Origin of the sequence: Polaribacter sp. Hel1_85 (assembly GCF_000766795.1) — a bacterium.
Classification (GTDB): Bacteria; Bacteroidota; Bacteroidia; order Flavobacteriales; family Flavobacteriaceae; genus Polaribacter.
In genome coordinates this window covers 186,179-211,133 of the sequence record NZ_JPDS01000002.1, presented here as the reverse complement: position 1 = coordinate 211,133, position 24,955 = coordinate 186,179, and the positions used below count along the sequence as shown (strand labels likewise).

The following is a 24,955-nucleotide window of genomic DNA, read 5'->3' as shown; positions in this document are numbered from 1 at the left end:
CTAACCATTTTTTGCTTCTTTAATAATTTCTCTAACTGCAATGGCATAATTTTTAGCATTACTTGCTTTTTTAATCTTTTTGTAAGTTTTCTGTGGATTTGCAAAGCTTTGAGCAAAGTATTCCCAAAAACCAAGCATTTTCATTTTAATAGGAGTTGGCCCAGAAAGAGCAGCGTCATATTCTTCGAAGATTCGATCGTGGAACTCACTAAAAATATCAAATCTATTTTTTGGATATTCAGTTGTTTCATTCTTAATCATACTTGGAAAAAAAGGATCTGCAATTAAGCCTCTACCAATCATCCAATGATCTATGGTTGTAAAACGTTCTTGTAACTTCTTAAATGTTGCTACAGAAGTAATATCGCCATTGTAATACATTTTATGTTTGCTGTTATCTAAACATTTTTGAAATGCATCTAAATTGGTTCCTCCTTTATATAATTGTTTTCCAATTCTTGCATGAATTGCAATATTTTTAAGAGGGTATTTATCTAGAATAGGTAAAGTGTCCAAGATTTCTTCAGGATTTTCATACCCCATTCTCATTTTCATAGAAACTAAAATATCAGATTCATTATGAACTTTATGAAGAATATTATCAATTTTTTGAGCATCACTAATTAATCCAGAACCCATTCCTCTTTTTGTAACCATAGGATAAGGGCAACCTAAATTCCAATTCAGTTCTTTATAACCTAATTCTTTTACGTATTTAGAAACGAATAAAAATTCATCAACATCATTCGTAATAATTTGAGGAATTACTTCTAATTCAGTATTATTTTCTATTAAAAGATCTCTTTGATAAGAATTTTTAATCACCATTTTACCATTTAAACGAATATATGGAGCATAAAAAGTATCGATTCCACCAAAAAAATGATTGAATGCATTTCTGAATTTATAATCTGTAAATCCTTGTAAAGGTGATGATAAAAGAGTGTGACTCATAAATAGTATTGAGCTGCAAATATAGAATTCATTTTAACTCATTTATTAGAAAAAACAGATTTAATTAATTTTTAGAAGATTTTAAAGGAGTGTTTAACCAATAATCATGTTCTAATTGTAAAGTAGTTATTTTAGCTTTAGATAATGGAGCATTTTTATCTATAAATTTATTTTGATTAGGCAATATTTTATTTTCAAAGGTTTCCTGAACAAAAAATTCTCTGTATTGGTTTATTTTTATACTCGCTCTTTTATCAATTTCATGACCATCTAAATCTTTAACTTTGGTGATTTCGAATGTGAAATAAGAACTGTAATTTGGATTGTTTTTTTCTTTCTCAAATTCTATTTTGTTAATTGATTTTTTATCAATAAAAACATTAAAAATGCGATAGCTTCCTTCAAAAGAGCTAACGTCTGTAACCTTTAATCGTTCATTTTTATAATAGATTTTAAAATTTCTTTTATCGATACTTTCAAGTGCCGCTTGCCTGCTAAAATAGACTTTAAAAATCTTATATTTGGAATTAAAGTAAGTTTTATCAATTTTAAAGTAATATCCATTACTAGCTTCAAAGAAATTATTAAAAGTGATATAATTTAAATACATTTTATCTTTTTTTGGTGTGTATTCTACAGTAACAGAGTATTGATGGTTTTTCTTGTTTCTATAAAATAGATTGTAGTTAATTTTGTGAATAGCAAAATCTTGTTTAGAAATGTAAATGCTACCAAACGCATTATATTCGTAACTTGTTTTATCTTGAATAGAAGAAAAAGTTATTTCATATAACGGTGTAGCATCTAAAAAAATAACTCGTTTTACTTTAAATTTATGATTGCTAGCAAAATCTTTATTAAAAATATTACTGAATGAAAAAGACATTTTATTGTAATTTCTAATAGTATTTGTGAGGTTTAAAATATTTAATTCGTTTCCTCCTAAGGGTGTAATATAAACGCTTTCAGAATATTTTTTACTTTTATTATCATAAGGGATTGTAAGTGTGGAATCTTGAATAAATTTAGTATTGGTTTTGTAATTATATAAAAGGGATTGATTTTTTTTATCTTTAAGTTTGTCGCTATCAAAGCCATTATCAAAAGACTCTATAATTGCTTCATGTACATTTAAGTATTTAATTTCTTCTTTAGATTTTCTGTTTTTTTGATAAGAATCTCCAACAGGTTGCTGGTAATCTCTATAATAACCAATATAGGAATGTGGTTCTGTTGGATAATTATCCATTATGTTTTTAATTGCTCTTTTAACAATTTGTATGCCTAGTAATTTCCTTTTTTTCTTTCTTGATGTTTTAACAATCACTTCATCTAACTTGTTGTTTGCAGTTGATAAATTAATAATGTTTACACCGTTGTTTTTTAGTTGAGATAGTTTTACTTCTTTGGTTATATAACCAATAGAAGATATTCTAATTGTACCTGTATTTTTATATTTTATTGGGATTTCAAATTTTCCATTAAGGTCTGCATGCGTGCCTCTGTTTATTTTTTTAAGCATAACAGTAGCATATGTAACAGGTTTTTTGGTAGAAGCATTGAGTACTTTACAAGAAATTTTTTTTTGAGAAAAAGCAGTGATGCTTATAAGATTAATAAAAAATAAAATGTAGAATGTTTTTTTCAAGATAGTAGGTTAATAGATTTTTAATAGCAAAAACCACGCCAATTATAGACGTGGTTTTTAAAATATAAATTATAAAAAATAATTATTTAGGATCTAAAATTGTATCAATTCTATCTACAACATCTTGTAAATGATATCTTGTTAATGTGTTCCCCCTATTAGACGCAGCTTTTGCATCACGTTGTAAACGTTTTAATTCGCCTCTTGCAACAGATTTTACATCAGATTGATTTACTGTAATTCCACTTTGTTTAAAGTATCCTCTATTTGCACCTCTTTGATCTTTGGCTTTATTTAATAAATAATCCAATCTATCTAAATAAACTCTTTGTAAGTTTCTTCGATACGTATCAATAGATTTTCCTGAGTAAATTTCACTCCAAACACCTTTTCTTAGATCACTCATCATACTAACTAGAGAGTAAGCATCAGATCCGTTAGTAGTTTCGTTTTCAATCATACGAGCCATTCTACCTGGATCTAACATATTATTTAGGGTTCTTGCTTGTAAGCCACGAACTCTTTCTAGAGAACCAGAAAACTCTGTTTTACTAAAGATGTTTTTGTCTAACATCCAAGTTGGAGTTTTAAATAATTCATCAACCACAAATTTTAAGGCTTCTTTTTGAGTTGCTTTATCAACATGTGTATAAACTGCACCTTCTTGGTCTGTAGTTTTAAAGTTTTCATAAACACCACCAACATTAGAAGTTACATGGCCCATATATCTATTAAATTGACTTAAAACTTGTCCATACATAGTAGATAAGTTCTCATAATTTTCACCTTTTTCATATGTCCATTCTTCTAAGCGAGGTAAAATTCTTTGTAAGTTTTTAATTCCGTAAGTAGAAGCTTTCATTGCATTATCACCTAAATCTTCTGTTTGAGAACTTGGGTCTACAACGCCACCTGCTTGTTGATGTCCAAATCGATACATTGGGTCACCTGCATGTTTTAAAATCCAAGAATCTAAAATTGGTTTTTCTTCTTTTGCAGTTTTGTCTAAAATTGGTCTATAACCCCAAGCAATTGCATATTTATCATACACACCAATATTTGGCATTAATGCAACCCCTTTATCTTCTGGTTGCGCAACATAGTTAAAACGTGCATAATCCATAATTGATGGAGCTGTTCCATATTTTTTTGTAAAAGATGCAGAACGTAAAGAATCAACAGGATACGCAGTAGAACTTCCCATATTATGAGGTAATCCTAAAGTATGTCCTAATTCATGAGAAGAAACAAATTTGATTAATTCTCCCATTGTTTCTGTCTTAAAATTATTTCCTCTTGCATCAGGATTTATTGCTGCAGTTTGAATAAAGAACCAATTATGTAACAAAGACATTACATTGTGATACCAGTTAATATCAGACTCTAAAATTTCTCCAGAACGTGGATCACTAACATGAGGTCCATTTGCATTTGGAATTGGAGACGCTAAATAACGAATTACAGAATAACGAATGTCTTCTGGACTATAATCTGGATCTTCTTCTTTAGTTGGAGCCCTTTTAGCAATAATTGCATTTTTAAAACCAGCAGCTTCAAAAGCAACTTGCCAATCATTAACTCCTTGTATAATGTAAGGAACCCACTCTTCTGGAGTAGCTCTATCTACATAATAAACAATTTGTTTTTTAGGCTCTACTAATTCTCCTCTTTTAAATTTTTCGACGTCTTCATCTTTAACTTCTAAACGATATCTATCTAAATAAGTAACAGTTTTACTTTTTTGATCTTCTAAACCATAATCTGTTTGACCTCTTGCAAACCAACCAATACGTTCATCAAAATAACGTCGTTTCATTGGCACTTTAGGTAGTAAAACCATAGAATTACTCATCTCTAAAGTAATAGAACCTAAAGCTTTATTTGAAGGAGCTTTATTTGCAGCATAAGTTTTTACGTGTCTAATTTCTATATTTTGTGGGTAACTGCTAATTCTGTCTATATAAGAACGTGTTTTATCCATTCTTGTTACAGCATATCTTTTTCTATAAAAACTAGGAAAACCTAAAGGTTTTACATCTGTAGAAAATAATGAAGTAGCATCAATTACAGTTGCCGTAGAATCTTTACTGATTGCTTTTATAGGAAAAGAGAATAAAATTGGCTCTAAATTAGAATTTACAACAGCTTCATGCACAGGTAAAATTGTATCAGCAACAACATCATAAGAAACTATTCTTAAAAGAATTTGCTTATTCTTTCTTTCCCAACGTAATACTTGTGTATTGGTTTTTCCACCACCAAAACCAATTCCATTTGCAGTTTTAGCAATTCTTGTAACCATTAGCATTTCTCTTTTTAAAAGAGAATCTGGAATTTCAAAAAGATATGTATCATCTTTTGTATGAACTTTAAATAAACCTTCGTCTGTTTTATGATCTTTTGTTACCACTTTACCATAAGGCTGAATATCACCTTTTTTAGGTTTAGGTTTTTTTGTTGTTTTAGGAGCTTCTTTTTGCTTTTTTTTCCAAAATTGAGCGTCAATTTCAGTAGAAAAACCAAAAACAAAAGCTACTAAAAGTAGTCTAGTCAGTATTTTTTTTGTCATCATAAATGTTTGATTTGAATTATATTCGAAATTAAGGAAAGCAAACATGTTGATTTCTTAAAGAAACGTTAAAGAGAAATATGAGTTTTAACAAAAAAAGCATCCTAAATTTAGGATGCTTTTGTTTAAAAATACTTTTTCTTCTACTGTTTTATAATTTTCTTAATAAAAGTATTTTTAGCTGTTTTTAATTGAAGCATATACAAACCTTTTGGTAGTTGAGAAATGTTAATGCTTTCTAATGTTTTATTTTTCTTAGAAAAACTCATTACTTCTTTACCAATTAATGAAAATAGTTTTATTGATTCGATTTGTTTGTTTTCTATTTTAAAGTTTAGAATGTCTGAAGTTGGATTTGGGTAAATAAAAACTTTGGATAGTTCATCTATTTTTTCTTTTTCTACTGACAAAGCACTTTGTTCTAGTTTCCATAATTCATAACCAGTTGTTCCATCATATGCTGAAAAAAACATTTTATTATTAGCTATAAAAAAGTCTTTAGGATAACTCCCTTTACTACCATTGTTATCTGTTGTTGGGTTGATATCTTGTAATAAAACAGTACCAGCTTCTGTACCATCTGATTTCCATAATTCTACATTACTGCCAACTACATCTCTAGCTCCAAACAAAATGTGGTTACCAAAGCTTTCTAATCCCGAAATGTTACTACTACTTACTCCATTATAAATATCTTTTACCATTACTGTACCAGCTTCTGTACCATCTGATTTCCAAAGTTCTCCACCAGTACTTCCGCCATTTGCGTAAAAATATAACATTCCATTATGATTTGTTAATAAACTAGGAAAACTACCATTAGAACCTCCACTTCCTGGGTTAATATCTTTTACTTGTACCGTAGATGTACCATCTGTTCTCCATAACTCTCCACCATTAGAATAAGTTGAAATAAAGAATAAATTAGATCCAGAAACTGTAGCATTACTATATCCTTTATCTGTTACTAAATTAGTATTTGTACCATCTGTTCTATATAAACCACTACCAGAAGTACCATTTGCTTTAAAATACATTTCGCTATTAAACAGTATAAATTTGTCTGGACTAGAACTCGAACTAGAATTAATATTATTAAATAATGATGTTCCAGATTCTGTACCGTCTGAACTCCACAATTCAAAGTCATTAGAACCATCATTTGCATTAAAAAATAGTTTATTATTATATACCATTATTTCTCCACTTCTATAACTATTTCCAGTTCCTGGATTAATATCTTTTATATTAACAGTACCTGTTTCTGTGCCATCACTTTCCCATAATTCAAAACCATTTGTACCATCATTTGCAAAAAAATATAACTTGCTATTTAAAACAACAATATTCCCAAGATTAAGTCCATTATCTGTATTTGGGTTTATATCTTTTACTAAAACCGTTCCTGTTGCTGTTCCATCTGTTTTCCAAAGCTCTGTTCCTTTTTCTTTTGAAGTTGCTTTAAAATAAATAATTCCATTTAACTCTATAAAATTTGATGGATTACTATGGTTATTACCAGCATTAATATCTTTTAGCATATATGTTGTGCTTCCAGTTGTAACCCACAATTCTTTTCCATTTTCTCCATTGTCTGCAGAAAAATATACATGATCATTATATAAAAATAAATTACTTGGTGATGATGAATTATTTTCTTCTTTATTAATATCCTTTAACAGAGTGGTACCAGCTTCTGTTCCGTCTGAAATATAGATTTCTTTACCTAGCCAATTTCCATTTGAAGCCGAAAAAATTGCTTTTCCGTTTAATTCTACAATATCTCCAATATTATTATCATCAAAAGATGGGTGTATATCTTTTACCAATTGAGTTCCGTTTGCTGTGCCATCAGAAACCCATAATTCATATCCAAAGTCATCAGAAGCTTGAAAATATAACTTATTACCAACAACCTTTACCGCTCCATCAACCCAATAAAACTGACTTACTGGTACTTCAATTTTTATGGTTCCTGCCTCTGTACCATCTGTTTCCCAAAAACTTTTACTACCATTAAATACAAATAGTTTATTATTAAATGCGACAATACCTGTTATATAGGTTTCTAAATCTTTAATTAAAACGGTACCTGTATCTGTACCATCAGATTTCCATAAAACATTTGCAATGGTAAAAAAAAGCTCATTATTATATGCAGTTAGGTGTGTAGGATTAGAACTACTAGAACCTGTTGTAATGTCTTTAACCATTTCAGTTCCAGCTTCTGTACCATCTGTTTTCCATAATTCGTAGCCAGAAGTTCCATTACTTGCAGAGAAAAAAACGATTCCATTTAAAGCAGCAAAATTATTAGGATAAGAGTTTTTATTTGAACCCGTATAAATATCTTTAACCATTACAGTTCCTGCTACGGTTCCGTCTGTTTTCCATAGTTCATTTCCAAAAGTGTTACTTTCTTTAGCAGAAAAGAAAATTTCATTTCCAGATTTTACAAATCTTGTACCTCCAAAAATTGAAAAATCTTTCAACTTTATTGTACCTCCATCAGTTCCATCAGTTTTCCAAAGTTGATTTTCAGCTGTAAAAATTAACTCGTTATTTATAGTTTCATGAAATGCTTGGATTGATGCAAACTGTTTTATCTTTTCTGTTCCTGTAATTGTACCATCAGTTTTCCAAAGAAAATAATTTGTACCATCAGCAGCAAAAAAATACATATTGTTGTTAGAAACATGTGGGGTTAAAGCTATCATTCCACTTTCTGAACCTGAAATAAATTCCTTAAATATTATAGTTCCTGATTCTGTACCATCAGTTCTCCATAATTCATTTCCATTTATTCCATCATTTGCAACAAAATATACAAACCCATTAAATTCAATTTTGTTAGAAGGGTTACTAGATGAGTTTCCTAGATTAATGTCTTTTACTAAAGTTGCTTGTGTAAAAGCGCTAAGAGTTGTAATCGTAAAAAATAAAAGTAATAGTTTTTTCATGATGATTTGGTTTTAGGTTTTAAAAAAAAGATTTGATTCTGAAGTTTTTAAACTCCAAAACCAAATCAAGAGATTTTATTTAGCAATTTCTCCCGCTTTTTCTGCAAATTCTAATAAAATAGCTACTGTTTTTCCATTACCTTTTGCTATTGCATGTACAATAGATTCTCCAGAACCTTTATCTGTAAAAACTTTAAAACTTTTTATTTTATATTTTTTTCCACTAACAGATGTGTCTAATGCATTTTCAGACACATAACTTTCACTTACAGCTTGTCCCATAAGTTGTGCCATTGCTCCTGAAACTAATTCGCTACTTGCTAAATTATTTACTTGATCTAAGGTGTTCGAAATGTTTTGAACACTAGATACATTCATGTTTTTGACATCTCTAACAGATTTTACAGCTTTTGTGATGTTTTTTATTGATAACATAGATTTACTTACATAGGCATAAGCAAACTTATTTCCATTACTTGCTTTTTCTAATTTTACAATATCACCAACATTAAATTCTGTACCGTTAGATGTTGTAAATGATTTTTTAGATTTCTTTCCTTTTACTTGCGCTAATAGTAGCATTGGTGCTAATAATAACATTACTAAGATTCTTTTTTTCATGATTTGTGGTTTTTAATTAAGTATAAAAACAGCATCCATTTCTCTATTGTTAATTCATCCTAAAAGGAATGTGAGATGGATACTGTTCCGTTAAATGTTTTTAAATATTTAGGATGCAATGAATTAACACTTCAAAAGTAAAATGAAGTGTTGTGTTGTAAAATAGAGTGATGTACGTAAAAGACTAAGGTGTTTACCGTAGTTTTAGGATGTAAGTCCGTTTTGGAAGGCAAATCGGATTAAAGATGCCACATTATGAACATCTAGTTTACGCATAATATTTGTTCTATGAGTATCTACAGTTCTTGGGCTGATAAATAATTTTTCACCAATTTGAGTATTGGTGTTTCCTTGAGAAATAGATTTAATAATTTCTTTTTCTCTAGATGTTAGTTCCTCTAAAAGGGGTGATTTTTTTTGGTATTGATGAAATGATGCAGAATCACCTGAAAGTAGTGCTTTAGTTACATCTGCATTAAAATATTCTTTACCATTGTAAATATTTTTAATAGCCAATAAAAGTTCATCACTTGGTATTGTTTTTAACATATATCCTTTTACACCAATATCAATTAAACTTTTAATAATTGAAGATTCTTGAAACATAGATAACATAGCAACCTTTACATCTTTAAATTCTGATGTTATTTTTTTAGCACATTCTATACCATCTATTATAGGCATATTAATATCTAACAGTGCTATGTCTACTATATGTTGCTCAATAAATTCTAAGGCTTCTTTACCATTATTTACAACAGCTACCACTTGATAATCTGTTTGATTGTCAAAGGTATTTTTAATTCCTTCTGCAATTAAAGGATGATCATCTGCTATTAAAATTTTTATAGGCATTATTGTAATGGAATTTTTATAGTGACTAAAGTACCACTTTTAGGGCTTGGTTCAAAATTTACATTTCCATTAACCATATCTAGTCTACTTGTAATGTTTAATAATCCAATTCCTTTTTTATTATTTTCTGATGTAAAACCAATACCATTATCTTCTACAATTAATATAATAACATTGTTAGCATTATATAATTGCAAACTCACTTCCGTTGCTTTACTATGTTTTATAATATTATTAAGTAGTTCTTGAACAATTCTATAAATAGTGATTTCAATTTTTTTAGGTAATCTTTCTTTAATATTAAAATGCTCAAAAGTAAATGTGATATTTTTGTAGGATAAACTGTTTTCTAATAAATCATTTAATGCTGATGTAATTCCTAATTCTTTTAATGCTCTTGGCATCATTTGATGAGATATAGTTCTTAAATCTTTATTAGAATTTTCTAAACTGTCTAAGAGTTCTTGAGAATCTTTAGTATGTAGAAGATTCATTTTAGAAAGTATATTTCTCGATTTTAAAATAACACTACCAATTTGTTGTACAACACCATCGTGTAATTCTCTTGCTATTCTACCTCTTTCATTTTCTTGGGCTTCAATCATTGCTTGTAAACCTCTTTCTTGTTCTTTTATAATGGCTTTTTGATAATCAATATTTTGTTTCATCATTAAATAGTATCGATGTGCCATGGCTATTGTTAAAACAAGAATTTCTATAAAAATTACAAACTCCCATTCTAAAGGATTATAAGAATTTGTGAGTTTCATTGCTGTGAGTATAAAATGCCCCATAAATATCATTAGAGGCCCGTATGCAATTAAAAAATAATAACCCATCAAGTTTTTTTTAAGAGCTAATTTAAAAGCAAAAACATAAAGAGTTACACTTATTATTAATAGAAACACTTTAGAAAAAATATAAGAAAACCCGAAAAACCATTCATATTGTCTTAAAAATAATGCTGCAATAAATAATGCTCCTGCAAAATTTGCAGCATATTTTGTTATCTTAGAAACTTTTGGGTAATAGTCTTTTAAAGATAAAAAACTATCGGTGTAATGCATCACAAAAAAGATAACTAAAAGCCCTAACATTTCTTCAAAATTATTACCAAAGAATAAGTATTTTTCAATAATTAAGGGTGAAATAAAATAACGAACTCCTAAAATCTGAAGGAAAACTACAGTTAAAAAACCAATATAATACACGTACAAGTTTTGTTTTGTAAAAAAATACATAGCTAAAGAAAGCAGTATAATTAAGAAAACAAAACCTAAAAAAACAATTAAATAAGTAGATCTTATTTTAATGTCTTTTTCTCTTTCCGTGTATTTTTCTTTACTCCATAGAACATTTACAACTTTAAAAGAATCATCATTAACATTGGCTTTTACATATAAAAAAAGAGAATCTTTTTTAGCAATATTTAAATCATATACATAAGCATATCTATTTTGTAAAAAAGAAGATTTGTTATTTTGAGAGAAGTGCAATCCTTTTGGCTTAAAAGCCTTTGTAACAATATTATTTTTAACTAAATAAAGAGTAAGAGAATCGATGTTTGTTTGATTGAACTCATAGACAAATTCTGTATTATTCGAATTGTTAAAAAGCGGTATTTTAATCCAATGACGTTTATTATAAATACCTTGATTTACAAATGCTTTATTAAGATATGTAAAAATAGCATCATTTTTTAAAACAAAATTAATATCAGATTTAAATTCTTTTTCACTAAAAACGTATTGCTTCTCTATTTTTAGTTTTTCTGAATCTATCTCATTATAATAAATCTCATTTTGTTGACTATAAGAAACACTTACAAAAAGGAGCAAAAAGAATAACTGCAAGCAAAATTTCATTTGCTAAAGTTAAAAAAAGATTTTTTGTTATTTATTGAATAAATACTTTTTTGGTGATAATTCCTTGTTCTGTTGTAATTTTAACTACATAAACTGACGTTAAAACTCTCTTTATTTTTAAGGATGTAAGGCAATAAGCTAAAATTTAATAAGCTCTTTTACTATTTCCTTCAAAAAAGTTAATAAAAGCTTGGTTTACAACTCTATTACCTCCAGGAGTAGGGTAGTTACCTGTAAAATACCAATCTCCAAGATTATCTGGACACGCTTTGTGTAAGCCTTCTATAGATTGATAAATAACTTCTACTTCTGCCTTAATATCATCTGTTTTTAACATTTCTGCTATTTTTGTAGAAATCTCTTCAGCTTTAAAAGGATTATAAATTTCTTTTACATGGTTTACAATTTCGATATCGTTTTTAGATTGTTGCTTTTTACATTTATTGTAAACGTCTTCAACAATATGATATTGATTGGTGTCTTTTAGCAATTCTAATGCTGCTTTAAAAGCAATAAAAGCATCAATTTTTGCCATGTCAATTCCATAACAATCTGGGTAACGAATTTGTGGCGCAGAAGAAACTACTACTATTTTTTTAGGACTTAGTCTATCTAAAATTCTGATAATACTTTTCTTTAAAGTTGTTCCTCTTACAATACTATCATCAATAATAACAAGGTTATCTGTTGGTTTTACAACTCCATAAGTAATGTCATAAACATGTTCTACCAAGTCATCTCTACTGCTATCATCAGCAATAAAAGTTCTTAATTTAGCATCTTTAATGGCAATTTTTTCAAAACGAGGTCTTTCAGATAAAATTTCAGTAACCTTTTCGGCAGATAATTTACCTACACCTGCTAATATTTTTGCTGTTTTTTGTTGATTTAGTAAATCTTCAGCTGCTTCTGTCATTCCATAAAAAGACGTTTCTGCTGTATTTGGAATAAAAGAAAATACCGTGTTTGAAATATCACTATTTATCGATTTTAAAATTTTAGGAAATACAAATTTCCCTAAATTTTTACGCTCTTCATAAATAGAAGCATCACTACCTCTAGAAAAATAAATACGTTCAAAAGAACAAGCTTTATTTTCTCTTGGCTCTAAAATTTTTTTAATTGAAGTTACTCCGCTTTTTTTAATAATTAAAGCATGACCTCTTTTTAATTCTTGAACTTCATCAATTTTTACATTAAAAACAGTTTGTATAACTGGTCTTTCTGAAGCTACAACAACAACTTCATCATCTTCATAAAAATAGGTTGGTCTAATTCCATTAGGGTCTCTTAAAACAAAAGCATCTCCATGACCAACTAAACCAGCCATTGCATAACCTCCGTCCCAGTTTTTAGAAGATCTTTTTAAGACTTTTTTTAAGCTTAAATTTTCTTCTATAAAAGGAGAAGCATCTTTTTTATTAAATCCTTCTTTTTTAGCTTCTTGGTATAGTTTACCAACTTCATCTTCTAAAAAATGACCAATTTTTTCCATTACAGTTACCGTATCTGTAAATTCTTTTGGATGCTGACCTAACTCAACCAATTCTTCTAACATTTGTTTAGAATTTGTCATGTTAAAGTTTCCTGCAACAATCAAATTTTTGTGTTTCCAGTTACTTTGACGTAAAAAAGGATGCACGCTTTCGATACTATTTTTACCAAAAGTTCCATAACGAACGTGTCCTAAAAACAAGTTTCCTATGTATGGCATATTTTCTTCTTGCCAAGCAACATCATCCTTTTTATCAGGATTTTGCTCTAAAACACCATTTAAACGATCATTAATTTGAGCAAAAACATCTTGTATTGGTGTTGCTTTGTTAGAGCGAACTCTACTAATATATCTTGTTCCTGGTTCTACATTAAATTTTACACTGGCAAAACCTGCACCATCTTGACCACGATTGTGCTGTTTTTCCATTAATAAATACATTTTATTAATTCCGTAAAAGGCAGAGCCGTATTTGTCTTTGTAAAACTGTAAAGGTTTCTTTAATCGAACAAGTGCAATTCCACATTCATGTTTAATAGCATCACTCATTATTGTTGTCGTTTTTTTGTTGTTGTGTTGTAGTTGTTGTAATAAAAAATCCGCAGTAAAATCCGCGGATTAATTTAAGATACTTTTATGTCAAATTGAGTTAAATCTTTAAAAGCTTTCAAACGCGCTTTAACTTCATTTGTTGTAAGTTCTTGCATACGTTCTGTACCAAACTTCTCTACGCAGAAAGAAGCTAAGTTAGAGCCATAAATAATGGCGTTTTTCATATTGTTAAAAGAAATGTCTTCTGTTTTTGCTAAATAACCACAAAAGCCACCTGCAAAAGTATCTCCTGCTCCTGTTGGATCAAAAACTTCTGCTAAAGGTAATGCTGGTGCATAAAACATATTTCCTTCACTAAATAATAAAGCACCATGTTCTCCTTTTTTAATAACTACGTATTTTGGTCCCATTTCATGAATCTTCTTAGCTGCATTAACTAAAGAATATTCTCCAGATAATTGACGCGCTTCTTCATCATTAATAGTAATTACATCTACTTTTTTTAAAACAGTATGTAAATCATCTAGAGCAATATCCATCCAAAAATTCATAGTATCTAAAACTACTAGTTTTGGTCTTTCTGTCATTTGATCTAAAACTGATGCTTGTGTTAATGGATGTAAGTTACCTAACATTACAATACCAGCATCTTTAAAACTTTTAGGAACAACAGGTGTAAATGTTTCTAAAACATTTAATTCTGTAATTAATGTATCTCTAGAGTTCATGTCGTTATGATATTTACCACTCCAGAAAAAAGTTTTTCCTTCTTTATCTACCTCAATTCCATCGGTATTAATTCCTTTAGAATTCATCATTTCTAAGTATGAAGCAGGAAAATCTCCTCCAACAACAGAAACAACTCCAGTTTTTACTCCAAATTGACTTGCTGCTAAACCTACATAGGTTCCAGAACCACCAAGAATTTTATCCGTTTTTCCAAAAGGTGTTTCAATTGCATCAAAGGCAACTGTACCAACTGCTAATAATTTGCTCATTTCTTAAATTTAATCAGTAATTTTGCACGATAATTGCAAAAAAGTTTTTTTAATAAAACGCAAAAATAAGTTTAAAAAATGACTATCAAAGAAATACAAGAAGAAATTATTGATGAGTTTTCTATGTTTGATGATTGGATGGAACGCTATGAATATATTATAGAGTTGGGTAAATCTTTGCCAATTATAGAAGAACAAAATAAGTTAGATGAAAATTTAATAAAAGGTTGCCAGTCTAAAGTTTGGTTATTTTCTGAATTAGAAAATGGTGTTATTAAGTTTTCTGCGGATAGTGATGCAATTTTAACGAAAGGAATTGTGGCATTATTATTGCGCGTTTATTCCAATCAAAAACCAGCAGATATTTTAGCTGCAAATACAGATTTTATTGATGAGATCGGTTTAAAAGAGCATTTATCTCCAACAAGAGCAAATGGTTTAGTTTCTATGATTAAGTATATTAAAATGTATGCAATAGCACAACAAACTAAATTGACCTAATAAAAATTATATATATGAAAAAGATTTTTTTATCAATTATAGCATTAATATTTTTATTTTCTTCTTGTACTTCATCGAATGAGGAAGAAAAGATTGTTATCCCAAAATTATTAATAAAAAATATTCATGATGATGGGACTTCAGAAATTGAAACATCAAAATACTTATATGATGAAAATAATAAATTGATTGAAATTGATTTGGGAGATGATTATTTAATAGAAATTATTTATGATAATGATAAAATCATACGGATAGATCAAAAAGAAAATAGTGATATTTATACCTATGAAGAATATGATTATATAGGTAGTAATATCTCTAAATATAAAAGGTATGAAAATAATGTTTTAGTTATATCTAATGAATATAATTATGATACTAATAATCAAATAATATCTAAAAAAGAAACTTATCCTTTTAACTCTAGTGTTAGTATAATATATACATATGAATATAATTCATCTAATAATAGTGTAAAAGAAATAAGTTCAAATAATAGATATACCATTACTTATTATGATGATAAAAATCACCCATTATCAGGAATAGAATATTTAAAACCTTTCATAAGAGATCAAGCAAATATTAACTTTAATAATCCTATTAAAATAGAAAATTATTCAAATAGTACATTGCAAGGTAGTATTGATTTCGTTAATGAATATGATATTGATGGTTATTTAGTAAAAAGTGTTGCTACTGAAAATTACGGACAAAATAATAATAGCCATACTTACACAGATAATTACATTTATAATAAATAATAATAATGACAGATAAAGAGTTAGAAGTAATAGGAGATAAAATTGTAAATGTTTTAAAAACAATTTACGATCCTGAGATTCCAGTAGATATATACGAATTAGGTTTAATTTACGATGTTTTTGTATCCGCAGAAAACAATGCAAAAATATTAATGACATTAACATCACCTAATTGCCCAGTTGCAGAAAGTTTACCTGTAGATGTAGAAGAAAAGGTAAAAACTTTAAAAGAAATAAATGAGTGTGAAGTAGAAATTACTTTCGATCCTACTTGGACACAAGATATGATGAGTGAAGAAGCAAAACTAGAATTAGGAATGCTGTAAATAATTATTAATGTTGAGTTTTGAGTGATGAGTTAAAAGTAAAAACTTTGCAACTTTAAAACTTTGCGACTTTGAACCTTAAAAAAATAATGGCAGAAGAAATTATAAATAGAGTTGCAAATAGCAAACTTAAAACTTTCGATTTAGAAGAAATTTATCCTGAAGGCAAAAGAGTTTTGTTTGATGTAAAAGATTGGTTGTTTCAAGAGTTAATTTTGAAAGAAACAGATTTTAGAGCATCAGTAAAAAATTATGATTGGTCTCAATATAAAAATTCTTTTGTAGCAATTACTTGTTCTGTAGATGCAATTATTCCTTCTTGGGCTTTTATGTTAGTTGCTTCAGAATTAATTCCGTTTGCAAATAAAGTTGTTATTGGTAATTTAGAATTGTTAGAAACAGTTATTTATCAAGAACTGATTAGTTTCTTAGATTTTAAAGAATTTGCTGATGCGCCTGTAATTATAAAAGGATGTGCAAATAAACCAATACCTAATTCTGCTTATGCTTTTTTAATAGAAAAATTACAACCAATTGCAAGATCTATCATGTTTGGTGAAGCTTGCTCAACAGTACCATTATATAAATCAAAAAAATAATCCCCCATTATGAAAAGAATTTGTATCGTTTTTTTCATCCTTTTTTCGTCAATCCTTATAGCTCAAAAAAAGAAAAAGGATACTTTGCCTAAACCTAAATGGAAAATCCATGGTAGATTTGGTTTTGTGTTTAACCAGTCATCTTTTACAAATTGGTCTTCTGGTGGAGAAAATACCATTGCTGGAGATCTTAATGTTAACTACGATTTTAATTACAAAAAAAAGAATATTAACTGGGATACCAGAATTTTAACTGGTTATGGTTTAAGTCATTTAAGTGAAAAAGGGTATAGGAAAACTAATGATAGATTCGAATTAAACTCTTTATTAGGTATAAAGTCTGGGAAAAACTGGTTCCTTTCTCATTTTGTAAATTTTAAAACACAATATACAAGAGGTTATAATTATAAGACAATTCCAGAAGGAGAACCTGTCTCAGATTTTTTATCACCAGCATATTTAAGTTTAGGACCCGGAATGTTGTGGAAAAAATCTGATGATTTAAATATAAATATTGCTCCTGCTACTGCAAGATTAACAATGGTTAGTGATTTCTTTTCTGGAAAATTTGGTGTAGATGAAGGGAAAAATACCGCATTTAGTTTAGGATTTAATTTAGCAGGTTATTTTAAATTTAGTTTAATGGAAAATGTTGAAGTAGAAAATGTTTTAGCAGTTTACTCTGATTATCTTGAAAAACCTGAAAATATAGATATTGAGAATCAAACAAATGTTCGTTTTAAAGTGAACAAGCATATTAAAATGCACATGACTTTTCATGGTATAATTGATGATAATGCGTCTAGTAAAATGCAGTTTAGACAATTATTTGGTTTAGGATTAAATTATAGTTTTCATCAAAAAGTGACTTATTAATTATTTTATTGTCTAAAGAACAGAGTGCATAGTTGCACGTTTAAAAATAAAAACAAAAAAAATGAAAAAATTATCAATCTTATTTTTATTGGTATCTATTAGTTTTTCGGTAAACGGACAAACAGCTGAAGAATTAAAGAAAGAACAAGCTCCTAAAAAAGCAAAAATCGCAAAATTACAAGGAGAAGTAAATGCTTTACAAGCAAAAATTGATGCACTTCCAGGTTGGAGAAAAGGTGCTTTTGGTACAATTGGTGGTAACCTTTCTGGTTTTAAAAATTGGTATTCTAAAAACGAACCAAATTCATCTGCTGGTAATATTGGAATTACTGTAAATGGATTTGCAAACCTTATCGAAGATAAATTTTTCTGGAGAAACTCTGGAGCAATCAACGTTGGTTGGGTAAAAATTGACGATAAAGACGACCCAACAGATAGTGGGAATTTTGAAACTGCAACAGACGTTTTTACATTATCTTCTTTATATGGTAAAAGATTAAATAAAAAATGGGCACTTTCTGCTTTAGGTGAATACAGAACAACTTTATTAGACAATTTTAATAATCCTGGATTTTTAGATATTGGTGTTGGTTTAACTTGGACACCAACAAGTAGATTAGTTGTTGTTATGCATCCTGCTAACTACAATATTATTTTTAGTTCTGGTGAGAGTATTTATAGTTCTTCTCCAGGTGCTAAAATTGTAGCAGATTATAATGCTAAACATAATAACATCAGTGTAAAATCTAACTTATCTATTTTTCAAAGTTATAAAGATGGAGATTTATCTAACTGGACTTGGACAAACTCTTTAGGATATACACTTTGGAAAGGAATAGGAGTTGGATTTGAATTAGGTTTACGTAATAATAAACAAGAAGCTTTAAACAATGCTTTAGCAAATTATGATGCAACAGCTGCTATTCCTGCTCCTGCTACACCATCTTTTAGCAATATAGATAACAAAATACAATCTTACTGGTTATTAGGTATGAGTTATGCTTTTTAATTAAAAGAATAATATTTTTAGAAAACCTCAAGAAGAAGTTCTTGAGGTTTTTTTATTTTAACTACTTTTACATTCTAAATTTTTATTGATGACATTATTAATAATTTTCGCAACTATTTCTATTTTCTTTTCATTTTTGTGTTCTATACTAGAAGCAGTATTGCTTAGTATTACACCTACTTTTATCAATTTAAAAAAGAGTGAAGGACATCATTTTGCTTCTAAATTAGAAATCTTAAAAAAAGATGTAGACAAACCTTTAATTGCTATTTTAACAATTAATACAATTGCACATACTGTAGGTGCAATTTTGGTTGGTGTACAAGCAAAAGTTGCTTATGCAGAAATGTATGGAACCGAAGTTAAAACAATATTAGGTATTAAAATTACAGAAGATGTAATGGTTGGTGTTGTTTCTACAATAATGACGATTTTAATTTTAGTAGCATCAGAAATTATACCTAAAACAATAGGAGCAACCTATTGGAAACAATTAGCAAAGTTTACTTCTGCAGCTTTAAAAGTGATGATTTTTCCATTAAAATGGACAGGTATTTTATGGCTTTTACAATTAACAACAAAGTTAATAGGAGGTAAAGGACATGGTAGTATTTTAAGTAGAGAAGGATTTTTGGTGATGACAGAAATGGCTGAAAAAGATGGCGTTTTTCAAAAAAATGAAAGTAAAGTTATTAGAAATTTATTAGGCTTTAAAGAGATAAAGGTAAAAGATGTAATGACGCCAAGAACAGTTTTAAAAACGGCTGATGAAAAACAAACAATAAAATCTTTCTACGACAGTCATAAAACATTACGTTTTTCTAGGATTCCTGTTTTTGCAGAAAACCCAGACAATATTTCTGGATATTTCTTAAAAGACAATTTATTAGAAGCAATTATAAATGGAAAAGGAGGCGAGTCTTTAGCAACTATAAAAAGAGATATTATAATTACTAACAGAAATTTATCGATTCCAGATTTATTTGATAATCTTATCAAAGAAAAAGAACATATTGCATTGGTTGTAGATGAATATGGTTCTGTTAGCGGGTTAGTTTCTCAAGAAGATGTAATAGAAACTTTACTTGGTTTAGAAATTATGGACGAAAGTGATTCTGTTGCAGATTTGCAAGCACATGCTAGAAAATCTTGGGAAAATCGTGCTAAAAGAATGGGGATTATTGAGGACAATAAAGAGGAGTAAAAGTTAGCTTCCTGCAAAAGGAGAACCAAAAATTCCAACAGCTAATTCAACCCAAATTAAAAATAATACAATCAAAATAATAAAGATTACAATTATTTTTTTACTTCTTCTTTTCATTTATTAAGAGTTTATTCTTCCCCTTTATATTCATAATATAAAAAGTCATTATAAGGAAAACGTTGAATGTGAATTTTCTTTACTTCTTGGTATGTTTTCTCTTTAAAATCGTCTAAATTCTCTTTATTTAAAGCAGAAATAAAAATAGATTCTACTTCTTTATCATTCATCCAAGTTTTTTGCCAATCTTGTAACGTGTAGTGTTCCTTTCCTTTTTCTGTAACAATATCATCTTCATCAATTGTTTCATGAGAATAGGCATCAATCTTATTAAAAACCATTAAAGTTGGTTTGTCGGCACATTTTATATCGGCTAAAATTGTATTTACAGAAGCAATATGATCTTCAAAATTTGGGTGAGAAATATCTACAACATGTAATAATAAATCTGCTTCTCGTACTTCATCTAAAGTAGATTTAAAAGATTCTACCAATTGTGTAGGTAGCTTTCTAATAAAACCAACAGTGTCTGTCATTAAAAAAGGAATGTTTTTAATGACCACTTTTCTAACAGTTGTATCTAAAGTTGCAAATAATTTATTTTCTGCAAAAACATCACTTTTACTAATAACGTTCATTAACGTAGATTTACCAACATTGGTGTAACCAACTAAAGCAACTCTCACCATTTTTCCACGGTTTTTACGTTGCACAGCCATTTGCTTGTCAATAGTTTTTAACTTTTTCTTTAAAAGAACAATTCTATCATTAATAATACGTCTATCTGTTTCAATTTCGGTTTCTCCAGGTCCACGCATTCCAATTCCTCCTTTTTGTTTATCAAGGTGTGTCCAAAGTCTTGTTAAACGAGGCAATAAATATTGACATTGTGCAAGTTCTACTTGTGTTTTTGCAGAACTTGTATGTGCTCTTTGTGCAAAAATATCTAGAATTAGGTTGGTTCTATCTAAAATTTTACAATCCAGAATTTTTTCAATATTACGTAATTGGGCAGGAGATAATTCATCATCAAAAATAGCAGTACCAATATTGTTAGATTCTATGTAAGCTTTTACTTCATCTAATTTTCCTGTTCCTAAAAAAGTTTTAGGATTTGGTCTTTCCATCTTTTGCACAAAACGTTTTACAGAAACTCCACCTGCAGTTGTTGTTAAAAACTCTAATTCATCTAAATATTCTGTAGATTGAATTTCATCTTGTTGCTGAGATATTATTCCGATTAAAACCGCTTTTTCAGATTTTGCTTCTTTTTGATCTATCATAGGCTACAAAAATACAAAGTTTTGCTTTGTAAAAGCATAAAAAAATCCTCAATAAAAATTAAGGATTTTAATAATTAATTCAAATTCATTTACAGTTTTTTCTTATAGCTTTTGTTTTTAGTTAAGTATTCATTTTAATCACTGCAAAATTAGATTATATGATTAAGAGATATGTAAAAAGGGTATTAACAAAAGGTTTTTTGTATGTTATTAAAATAACTTAAGTTTACGTTTAATAAAAAACATTCATAAATGCTATCAATTTTTTCTTCCTCAAAACAACGTAAAGATATTTTTACAATAGGATTTTACAACGTAGAAAATTTATTTGATACAGTAGATGACCCAACTACGTTTGATGATGATTTTACTTCTGATGGAAAAAAGAAATGGAACAATAAACGTTATCGAGATAAAATTAAAAAATTAGGTTCAGTAATTTCTCAACTAGGAAATAAACAATCTCATCATGCCCCAGCAATTGTTGGTTTGGTAGAAGTAGAGAATGCTAAAGTTGTTTCTGATTTGGCAAATTCTAAAAACTTAAGAAAACATCATTACGATTTTGTGCATTATGATTCTCCTGATGATAGAGGGATTGATGTTGCGCTTTTATATAACAAACAATTATTCGAATTGTTGGGTTCAGAAAATTTTCCATTGTATTTAGAAGATGAAGAAGGCAAAAGAGATTATACACGTGATGTTTTGGTTGTTTATGGAAATTTAAACGGAGAACTGGTTCATATTTTGGTAAATCATTGGCCTTCTAGAAGAGAAGGAACTTTAGAATCTGAGTACAAAAGAGTTGAAGCAGCAAAATTAGCAAGAACTATTGTTGAGGTAATTCAGGCAAGAAATTACGACGCAAAAATTATGATTATGGGTGATTTTAATGATGATCCAACAAGTAAAAGTGTGAAAGAATATTTAGTTACTGAAGATTTTTACAATCCGATGGAGAAGTTGTTAGATAGAGATGCTGTTGGTACTTTAACTTATAATAGTAAATGGAATTTGTTTGATCAAATAATCATTACCAAAAACTTTTTACAGCCAGAATTAGAAAAACATCATTTTAAACATGCTGAAGTATTTAACAAAGAATGGCTAAAAATCTTTAAAGGAAAATTAAAAGGAAGTCCGTTTAGAACTTATATTGGTCCTTGGTATCAAGGAGGATTTTCAGATCACTTTCCTGTGTATTTGTTCTTAAAAAAGGAAGAGTAATTATTTTTCTTTTCCAAAATCTTTAAAAGCATTTTTTAACTTCTCATCATTTAAAACATACTTCTTGTATTTGCCATCTCTGTATCTGTAATAAATAAAGAAAGGCATAAATAAAAAGGAAAAGAAAAACACGCCTAAACCCATTACTATTTGTGCTTTTTCATGTTCAGTATTTACTAAATACATTCCTGTTATCATCCAAATAATAAAGATAACAAACATTATTTTTAACGCTAATTTCATATTGCAAAATTACAAAAGTTCTATCTTTAAAATCTAAAATTCATTAAAATGAAATCAATTTTATTATTTTTGATAGGATTATTGTCTATTTCTAGCAATTCACAGAAAAAAGAATCTTACATGAATACAAAAATTGTTATTGCACACAGAGGTGCTTCAGGTTATTTGCCAGAACATACTTTAGAGTCTAAAGCAATGGCGCATGCAATGAATCCTCATTTTATTGAGCAAGATTTAGTCTTAAGTAAAGATGATGTGCCTATAGTTATTCATGATGTTTATTTGGATGATGTTACAGATGTTGCAACAAAGTTTCCAAACAGAAATAGAAAAGACAATCGATTTTATGTAATAGATTTTACTTTTGATGAGTTAAAAACCTTACAAGTTACAGAACGTTTTAATCCTGAAACAGGAGTTCAAGTATACCCAAAACGTTTTCCGAAAGGAAAAGGGAATTTTAAACTTCACTCTTTACAAGAAGAGCTAGAGTTGATACAAGGTTTAAATGCTGCGACAAATAAAAATATCGGAATTTATCCAGAAATTAAAGCGCCGGATTTTCATAAAAAAGAAGGAAAAAATTTAACCGAAATTGTATTAAAAATTTTGTCTTATTTTGGATACAAAACAAAAAAAGATAATTGTATTTTACAGTGTTTTGATGCCATAGAATTAGAACGAATTCGTGTAGAATTAAAATCAGAATTATTTTTAGTTCAGTTAACAGAGTTCTTAGAAGATGTAAAAAATTTAGAACATATAGCCACTTTTGCAGACGGAATTGGACCTTGGTATACGCAAATTATCGATAAAAAAGTAAACGGTAAATGGCAGTTTACTTCTTTGGTTTCAGATGCGCATAAATTGGGTTTAAAAGTGCATCCTTATACATTTAGAGCAGATTCTTTTGATGGCTTTTCTTCTTTTGAAGAAATGATGAAAACACTGTTGATAGACGCAAATGTAGATGGCGCTTTTACAGATTTTCCAGATTTGGTGGTTCACTTCTTAAAAGAATAGATTTTTTACCAAAACTTCAATTTTTACTTTTTATTATTCCTTTAAAATCAACCTTGTTTTTTTACGAATAGTTAATCATATTTTTCTTGTAAAATATTGGCAAGTAGAAAGACTTATTCTAAATTTGATGAAACTATTTTCATTCCTATGAAATTGAAACAATATCATATATCTCAAGATAATAATCAACTAGCAATTTTCGAGGCAGAAAAACAAGAAGTTTTATTTAGTTCTTTTTGGTTTATGGAGTTTGGTAAAACGCTTGCAGAAATATATGCTGCAAATGAAAAGCTAGTATATACGGTTACTAAAAAATTTCAGTTTTGGAGGTTAAGAATGGTGTATTTAATTGCTAGAAATGTTGGTAGTGAATCTATTTTAATATCACAAAATACTAGAAATACTATTTTTAAAGTTGAGTTGTTATCTGGTAATTATGAAATAAAAGTACACTACAAAAAGAAAAAATCTATATACAAAGACAACATCAAAATTGCTGAAATTGATGAGTCTTTCTCTGAAAGTAATAGTATTAAAGTTTTAGCTTTAGAAGAAAGTAAAATAAACCTAATTTTTCTATTATACAGTTGTTTGCAAATTGGTGAAAATGAGTTGACTTCTAAAACCATAATGAAAAGTCAAAAAAGATTAGAAACCAATGAAGATCCTTGGTTCTAAAAAAGGTTTTTAAACATCTTGAATTTGAGGTAGAAACTGTAATAAAAATAGCATCAAAAATAAGATAGCAAGAGAAATAATTAGAGGCAACCAAATTTGTTTCTTCTTATATTTTAAATTCTTACCCAAATGCTTATTCCAGAAGAATTCAATTAAAACAGCATATCCAATCATGTTAAAAACGAGCGTAATAAAAAATGATTTAGGAAGTAAATCTAAGATTACAGCAGAAAAAATAGTATAAAAAATTCCGAAAACAAGAACTTGAATTCTTGCTTTAGGTTTGTTCATTTCTTTTAAGTTTTTCATTAATAATACAGTACCAAAAATGGTTGTAAAGAAAATTGTAAAACCTTGAATTGTTTTTTTAGAATATAAAAAAGGCTGAACTAACTCTTCAAAAGGACTTTCATTTTTATCTAATGTTTTGTTTTCAAGATCACTATCTATAACTTCAGTTTCAGTTGGTATTTCTATATAATTAGCATCAGATTTGTGAATTAAATTTCTGTTTTCAAACTCCCAAATAACTGCTTGTAGTGCTTGGTCTGTATATTTGCTTTTTTCTTCTAGAATTGTTTCTAACTCAGCATCAGATTTTAAACGCATATTGTTAGTAAAACTATTTGTTCTCATCATTAT

Annotated in this window: 22 protein-coding genes; 10 read left to right on the top strand and 12 right to left on the bottom strand. The window is 28.5% G+C overall.

Annotation, left to right across the window (positions count from 1 at the left end):
- From PHEL85_RS08130 to PHEL85_RS08090, 9 genes are all read right to left on the bottom strand, one after another.
- Positions 1 to 954 (bottom strand): tRNA dihydrouridine synthase, encoded by a 954-nt coding sequence (locus PHEL85_RS08130; protein ID WP_036823735.1) that lies wholly within the window; start codon positions 952 to 954, stop codon positions 1 to 3.
- 64 nt (positions 955 to 1,018) lie between these two features.
- The gene (locus tag PHEL85_RS08125) at positions 1,019 to 2,602 is read right to left on the bottom strand and encodes a carboxypeptidase-like regulatory domain-containing protein (RefSeq protein ID WP_036823733.1); all 1,584 of its coding nucleotides are present in this window, start codon (positions 2,600 to 2,602) and stop codon (positions 1,019 to 1,021) included.
- A gap of 82 nt (positions 2,603 to 2,684) precedes the next feature.
- Entirely contained in the window at positions 2,685 to 5,171 is a 2,487-nt protein-coding gene (locus tag PHEL85_RS08120) for a zinc-dependent metalloprotease (protein ID WP_036823731.1), read from the bottom strand.
- A gap of 143 nt (positions 5,172 to 5,314) precedes the next feature.
- Entirely contained in the window at positions 5,315 to 8,131 is a 2,817-nt protein-coding gene (locus tag PHEL85_RS17335; protein ID WP_052108506.1) for an ELWxxDGT repeat protein, read from the bottom strand.
- A gap of 75 nt (positions 8,132 to 8,206) precedes the next feature.
- Positions 8,207 to 8,752 carry a hypothetical protein gene (locus PHEL85_RS08110; RefSeq protein ID WP_036823729.1) on the bottom strand — a complete coding sequence of 182 codons (546 nt, stop codon included), beginning with the start codon at positions 8,750 to 8,752 and terminating at the stop codon, positions 8,207 to 8,209.
- 204 nt (positions 8,753 to 8,956) lie between these two features.
- Positions 8,957 to 9,607 carry a response regulator gene (locus tag PHEL85_RS08105; RefSeq protein WP_036823727.1) on the bottom strand — a complete coding sequence of 217 codons (651 nt, stop codon included), beginning with the start codon at positions 9,605 to 9,607 and terminating at the stop codon, positions 8,957 to 8,959.
- On the bottom strand, positions 9,607 to 11,472 hold the full coding sequence (locus PHEL85_RS08100; RefSeq protein ID WP_081965099.1) for a 7TM diverse intracellular signaling domain-containing protein: 1,866 nt from the start codon (positions 11,470 to 11,472) through the stop codon (positions 9,607 to 9,609). Before PHEL85_RS08100 ends, PHEL85_RS08105 begins: the two co-directional genes overlap by 1 nt.
- Positions 11,473 to 11,617: 145 nt before the next feature.
- Complete coding sequence (locus PHEL85_RS08095; protein WP_036823721.1) at positions 11,618 to 13,516, bottom strand: amidophosphoribosyltransferase; 1,899 nt, start codon at positions 13,514 to 13,516, stop codon at positions 11,618 to 11,620.
- 74 nt (positions 13,517 to 13,590) lie between these two features.
- Positions 13,591 to 14,517: a PfkB family carbohydrate kinase gene (locus PHEL85_RS08090; protein WP_036823718.1), complete on the bottom strand. Its 927-nt coding sequence runs from the start codon at positions 14,515 to 14,517 to the stop codon at positions 13,591 to 13,593.
- Positions 14,518 to 14,595: 78 nt separating this feature from the next.
- Here PHEL85_RS08090 and PHEL85_RS08085 point away from each other — a divergent pair, with 78 nt between their 5' ends.
- From PHEL85_RS08085 to PHEL85_RS08055, 7 genes are all read left to right on the top strand, one after another.
- Positions 14,596 to 15,018, top strand: coding sequence for a SufE family protein (locus PHEL85_RS08085; RefSeq protein WP_036823715.1), 423 nt, complete (start codon positions 14,596 to 14,598; stop codon positions 15,016 to 15,018).
- A gap of 14 nt (positions 15,019 to 15,032) precedes the next feature.
- Complete coding sequence (locus tag PHEL85_RS08080; protein WP_036823712.1) at positions 15,033 to 15,785, top strand: hypothetical protein; 753 nt, start codon at positions 15,033 to 15,035, stop codon at positions 15,783 to 15,785.
- A gap of 5 nt (positions 15,786 to 15,790) precedes the next feature.
- A complete protein-coding gene (locus tag PHEL85_RS08075; RefSeq protein ID WP_036823703.1) occupies positions 15,791 to 16,111 on the top strand; it encodes an iron-sulfur cluster assembly protein in 321 nt (106 codons plus the stop codon).
- 89 nt (positions 16,112 to 16,200) lie between these two features.
- Positions 16,201 to 16,710 carry a DUF2480 family protein gene (locus tag PHEL85_RS08070; RefSeq protein WP_036823696.1) on the top strand — a complete coding sequence of 170 codons (510 nt, stop codon included), beginning with the start codon at positions 16,201 to 16,203 and terminating at the stop codon, positions 16,708 to 16,710.
- 9 nt (positions 16,711 to 16,719) lie between these two features.
- Complete coding sequence (locus PHEL85_RS08065; protein ID WP_036823694.1) at positions 16,720 to 17,586, top strand: DUF3078 domain-containing protein; 867 nt, start codon at positions 16,720 to 16,722, stop codon at positions 17,584 to 17,586.
- A 61-nt stretch (positions 17,587 to 17,647) separates the two neighbouring features.
- Positions 17,648 to 18,595 (top strand): DUF3078 domain-containing protein, encoded by a 948-nt coding sequence (locus PHEL85_RS08060; protein WP_036823691.1) that lies wholly within the window; start codon positions 17,648 to 17,650, stop codon positions 18,593 to 18,595.
- Between the two features lie 88 nt (positions 18,596 to 18,683).
- Positions 18,684 to 19,799: a CNNM domain-containing protein gene (locus PHEL85_RS08055; RefSeq protein ID WP_036823689.1), complete on the top strand. Its 1,116-nt coding sequence runs from the start codon at positions 18,684 to 18,686 to the stop codon at positions 19,797 to 19,799.
- A gap of 128 nt (positions 19,800 to 19,927) precedes the next feature.
- On the opposite strand, the gene hflX is transcribed toward PHEL85_RS08055, so the two are convergent.
- Positions 19,928 to 21,139, bottom strand: a complete 1,212-nt coding sequence (hflX, locus tag PHEL85_RS08045) for a GTPase HflX (protein WP_036823679.1) — start codon at positions 21,137 to 21,139, stop codon at positions 19,928 to 19,930.
- Positions 21,140 to 21,391: 252 nt separating this feature from the next.
- Here hflX and PHEL85_RS08040 point away from each other — a divergent pair, with 252 nt between their 5' ends.
- Positions 21,392 to 22,369: an endonuclease/exonuclease/phosphatase family protein gene (locus PHEL85_RS08040; protein WP_036823678.1), complete on the top strand. Its 978-nt coding sequence runs from the start codon at positions 21,392 to 21,394 to the stop codon at positions 22,367 to 22,369.
- Here PHEL85_RS08040 and PHEL85_RS08035 read toward each other — a convergent pair whose 3' ends face one another.
- Positions 22,370 to 22,612 (bottom strand): hypothetical protein, encoded by a 243-nt coding sequence (locus tag PHEL85_RS08035; protein WP_036823675.1) that lies wholly within the window; start codon positions 22,610 to 22,612, stop codon positions 22,370 to 22,372. It abuts the gene before it with no gap.
- Positions 22,613 to 22,660: 48 nt separating this feature from the next.
- Here PHEL85_RS08035 and glpQ point away from each other — a divergent pair, with 48 nt between their 5' ends.
- Together glpQ and PHEL85_RS08025 are read left to right on the top strand one after the other, a co-directional pair.
- Entirely contained in the window at positions 22,661 to 23,635 is a 975-nt protein-coding gene (gene glpQ, locus PHEL85_RS08030; protein WP_036823673.1) for a glycerophosphodiester phosphodiesterase, read from the top strand.
- A 96-nt stretch (positions 23,636 to 23,731) separates the two neighbouring features.
- Positions 23,732 to 24,313 carry a hypothetical protein gene (locus PHEL85_RS08025; protein WP_052108505.1) on the top strand — a complete coding sequence of 194 codons (582 nt, stop codon included), beginning with the start codon at positions 23,732 to 23,734 and terminating at the stop codon, positions 24,311 to 24,313.
- Between the two features lie 9 nt (positions 24,314 to 24,322).
- Here the strand turns inward: PHEL85_RS08025 and PHEL85_RS08020 are convergent, their stop codons facing one another.
- Positions 24,323 to 24,952, bottom strand: coding sequence for a hypothetical protein (locus PHEL85_RS08020; RefSeq protein WP_156109148.1), 630 nt, complete (start codon positions 24,950 to 24,952; stop codon positions 24,323 to 24,325).
- Positions 24,953 to 24,955: the final 3 nt, after the last annotated feature.